Here is a 4214-nt window from a genome sequence, read left to right on the forward strand (position 1 = left end):
GGGCCGGGTGCTCCGGCCCCGCGGGACAGCGGGCGGCGCTACTTGCGCTTGCCGAAGCGCTTCTCGAAGCGGGCGACGCGGCCACCGGTGTCCAGGATCTTCTGCTTGCCCGTGTAGAACGGGTGGCACTCGGAGCACACCTCGGCGCGGATCTTGCCCTCGGTGACGGTGCTGCGGGTGGTGAAGTGGGCACCGCAGGTGCAGGTCACCTCGGTAGCGACGTACTCGGGGTGGATGTCGGCCTTCATGTGTGTCTCCTCATCAGGGGCGCAACCGCCGGACGCATGACGGGCCGGGCCGCCAGGGGCGGGTCGGTCGTCGTGGGCCATGCGCGAACCGGTGTCGCGGCGATCCGGGTAACGGGGCGGCGGGCCCAGCCGAAGCAGGGCGGGCCACTCCCCGCTACCAGTTTGCCAGACCCACAACGTTGCCGGGACCAGTACCTATTCCTCCCCCTTCCCGCGGCCTCCTCCGGGGGCGGTTCCGGCGGTGCGGGAGGGGGGCTTGTCCGCGTCGGCCCGGCGCATGAGGAGGACGAGCGCGGCGAGCACGGCGAGGAGCAGAAGGAGCATGACGGTGCCGGCGCCGGGGCCGAACCCGTAGACGAGGACGTAGCTCACCGACCCCGCCAGCAGCACGTAGTAGGTCATGGGCAGGAGGCTCTGGCGGATGAGGTCTCCCTCGCGTCCGGCCAGTCCGACCACGGCGGAGGCGGCGACCACGTTGTGCACGGTGATCATGTTGCCCGCGGCTCCGCCCACGGCCTGGGTGGCCACGACGGTCTCGGGCGGGATGCCGATGCGTTCGGCGGTGGAGAACTGGAAGAGGGAGAACATCAGGTTGGACACGGTGTTGGAGCCCGCGACGAAGGCGCCCAGGGCGCCGATCCAGGGGGCGTAGAGCGGCCAGGCGGTCCCGCCCAGTTCGGCGGCTCCGGCGGCGAGGGTGAGCGGCATGCTCTCCATGGCGGTGTCGCCGAAGTCGCCTCCGGTGTTGATGAAGACGCGGACGAGCGGGACGGCGAAGAGCAGGGCGACGGCCGCCCCGGCCAGCTGCGATCCGGCCATCCGCCAGGAGTCGGCGATCTGGCGGCGGGTCATGCGGTGCAGGCCGTAGGTGAGCAGGCAGACGAGGATGAAGGTCGCGCCGGGAGAGTAGAGGGGTTCGACGAGCTGGGAGACGGGGGTGCCGAAGATGTCGGTGGCTCCGACCGCGACGCCGGTCAGCCAGTCCTCCAGGGGCGTGATGGTGCGGGTGGCCACCAGCAGCGCGGCGACCATGAGGTAGGGCGCCCAGGCGGCCAGGAACCCCACGCGTCCGCCGTCGGCGCGCGCGGTCTCGCCGTCCCCCGGGGAGAGCGTGCCGCTCCAGCGGGCCAGCCAGTCCTCGCGGGGCGGGAAGTCCCAGGTCCGCTTGGGCATGAGGAAGCCCCGGCGTGCGGCGAGGACGACGATGACCAGACCGGTGAGGCCGCCGAGGAGGCTGGTGAACTCCACGCCGAGGAAGTGGTTGTACAGGACCGAGGGGACGGTCATGGCGAAGGCGGCGAACAGCGCGAACCTCCACACTCCGAGGCCGTCGGAGAAGCGCCGGTTCCCGCCGTAGAAGCCGCAGAGCATGCAGCAGATGAAGAGCGGGACGAGGGTTCCGGCGACGGCGTGCAGCAGGACGGTCTGGAACCCGATCAGGCTGACGAACCCGGGCATGTCCAGGCCGAGTTCGGCGGCGCGCGCGGCGACCGCGGACGACCCCTCCAGCCCTCCGGAGACGCCGACGAGGATGGGTGTGCCCACCGCGCCGAAGCTGACCGGCGTGCTCTGGATGACCAGTCCGACCATGACGGCGGCCATCGCGGGGAAGCCCAGGGCGAGCAGGAGCGGCGCGACCACGGCGGCGGGGGTGCCGAAGCCGGAGGCGCCCTCGATGAAGCTGCCGAACAGCCAGCCGATGATGATCGCCTGGACGCGGCGGTCGGGGCTGATGTCGGTGAAGGTGGTGCGGATGGTGGCGATGGCGCCGCTCTTGGTGAGGGTGGACAGCAGCAGGAGCGCGCCGAAGATGATGTAGAGCAGGCCGATCGCGAGGATGAGGCCCTGGACGGTGGAGGCGGCGATCGCGACCCAGTCGGTCTGCCAGAAGAGGACGGCGACGGCGACCACGACGACGTATCCGGCGGGCATCGCGTACATGGCCGGGAGACGGAATCCGACGAGCAGGACGCCGACGAGGACGATCGGGGCGAGCGCGAGGAGGCTGAGTGGGGCGAGGTTGTCCATCCGGGCGGCTCCCTGGTGCGGGGACTACTCGACGGCGAGACCCTAAATCGTTTTCCCGCCGCGGGATACACCCTTCTGTGATCCGCAACACAGTAGTGATCTTTTTCGTCTCACGGGCTGACTCTTCCGCGATTCGAAAGGAAAGCGGTGGAGCGCGGTCCCGCCCGGGCGGGACCGCCTGCCGCGGACACACCGCGCGGACACGACGAAGCCCCCCTCCCGGAACGGGAGAGGGGCCTGCTTCGACCCGGGGGCCGCGGGTCAGCGCTCGGGACCCACGGTGGTCTTCTGGATCTGGAGCAGGAACTCGGCGTTGCTCTTGGACTCCTTCATCTTGTCCAGGAGCAGCTCGATGGCCTGCTGGGTGTCGAGCGCGTGCAGCACCCGGCGCAGCTTCCAGACCACGCCCAGCTCCTCGGAGGACATGAGGATCTCCTCCTTGCGGGTGCTGGACGCGTCCACGTCCACCGCCGGGAAGATCCGCTTGTCGGCCAGGCTCCGGTTGAGCTTGAGCTCCATGTTGCCGGTGCCCTTGAATTCCTCGAAGATCACCTCGTCGGCGCGCGAGCCGGTCTCGACCAGCGCCGTGGCCAGGATGGTCAGCGAGCCGCCGCCCTCGATGTTGCGGGCCGCGCCGAAGAAGCGCTTGGGCGGGTAGAGCGCCGTGGAGTCCACACCGCCGGACATGATGCGCCCGCTGGCCGGGGCGGCCAGGTTGTAGGCGCGGCCCAGGCGGGTGATGGAGTCCAGCAGGACGACGACGTCCATGCCCATCTCCACGAGCCGCTTGGCGCGCTCGATGGCCAGGTCGGCGACGACCGTGTGGTCCTCGGCGGGCCGGTCGAAGGTCGAGTGGATGACCTCGCCCTTGACCGTGCGCTGCATGTCGGTGACTTCCTCGGGCCGCTCGTCGACCAGGATCACCATCAGGTAGCACTCGGGGTTGTTCTCGGTGATGGCGTTGGCGATCGCCTGCACCACCATCGTCTTGCCCGCCTTGGGCGGGGAGACGATCAGCCCGCGCTGGCCCTTGCCGATGGGCGCCACCAGGTCGATGATGCGCGTGGTGAGGATCTGCGGCTCGGTCTCCAGGCGCAGGCGCTCCTGGGGGTACAGGGGGACCAGCTTGGAGAACTCCTGGCGGCCCCTGGCCTGGTCGGGCGACATGCCGTTGACCGAGTCCAGGCGGACCAGGGCGTTGAACTTCTCCCTGCGCTCGCCGTCCTTGGGCTGGCGGACCGCGCCGATGATGTGGTCGCCCTTGCGCAGGCCGTGCTTGCGGACCTGGGCCAGGGAGACGTAGACGTCGCTCTGGCCGGGGAGGTAGCCGGTGGTGCGCACGAAGGCGTAGTTGTCCAGGATGTCGAGGATGCCCGCGACCGGCAGCAGGACGTCGTCCTCGCCGATCACCGGCTCCGGCTCCTGGCCCCCGCCGCGTCCGCGGCGGTCCCGACGGTCCCGGCGGCGTCCGCGGCGGCGTCCGCCGAAGTCGTCGTCGTCGCCACCGCCACCACCGGAGCCGCGGCCCTGGTTCTGGCCGCCACCACCCTGCTGGGCGTTGCTGTTCGCGTTCTGGTCGTCACCGCCGCGGTTGCGGTTGCGGCGGTTGCGCTGGCGCTCGCGACCCTGCCCGGACCTGTTGTCACGGTCCTCGGCGGAGTCGGGGCCGTTCTTCTGGGGGGTGCTGGATGTCTTGGTCACGCTGCTCGCGGAGGTAGAGGATTCGGCGCCGTCCACGGCCCGGGGCTGGTCGCCGGGCTCGTCACCGCGTCGGCGGGACGAACGACGACCGCGGGAGGGCTTGTCGCCCCGTCCGCCCTGGGGGTCGGTCACGGCCTGGTCCGACGGCTGCTTGTCCGCGCGCTTGCGCGGGGCCTCGTCCGTGCCCGGCGTCTCGGGAGCCTCGGCCCGGCCGTCGGTTGCCTCGACCTTACCGGC

Annotated in this window: 3 protein-coding genes; all 3 read right to left on the bottom strand. The window is 70.8% G+C overall.

Annotation, left to right across the window (positions count from 1 at the left end):
• Positions 1-38: 38 nt before the first annotated feature.
• Complete coding sequence (gene rpmE, locus DQW06_RS14215) at positions 39-248, bottom strand: 50S ribosomal protein L31 (protein ID WP_013151378.1); 210 nt, start codon at positions 246-248, stop codon at positions 39-41.
• Positions 249-443: 195 nt separating this feature from the next.
• A complete protein-coding gene (locus DQW06_RS14220) occupies positions 444-2276 on the bottom strand; it encodes an L-lactate permease (protein ID WP_013151377.1) in 1833 nt (610 codons plus the stop codon).
• A gap of 261 nt (positions 2277-2537) precedes the next feature.
• The coding region (gene rho, locus DQW06_RS14225; RefSeq protein ID WP_117198615.1) for a transcription termination factor Rho at positions 2538-4214 on the bottom strand (1677 nt) is incomplete at its 5' end.

This window comes from Nocardiopsis sp. TNDT3, assembly GCF_003427465.1.
Lineage (GTDB): Bacteria > Actinomycetota > Actinomycetes > Streptosporangiales > Streptosporangiaceae > Nocardiopsis > Nocardiopsis dassonvillei.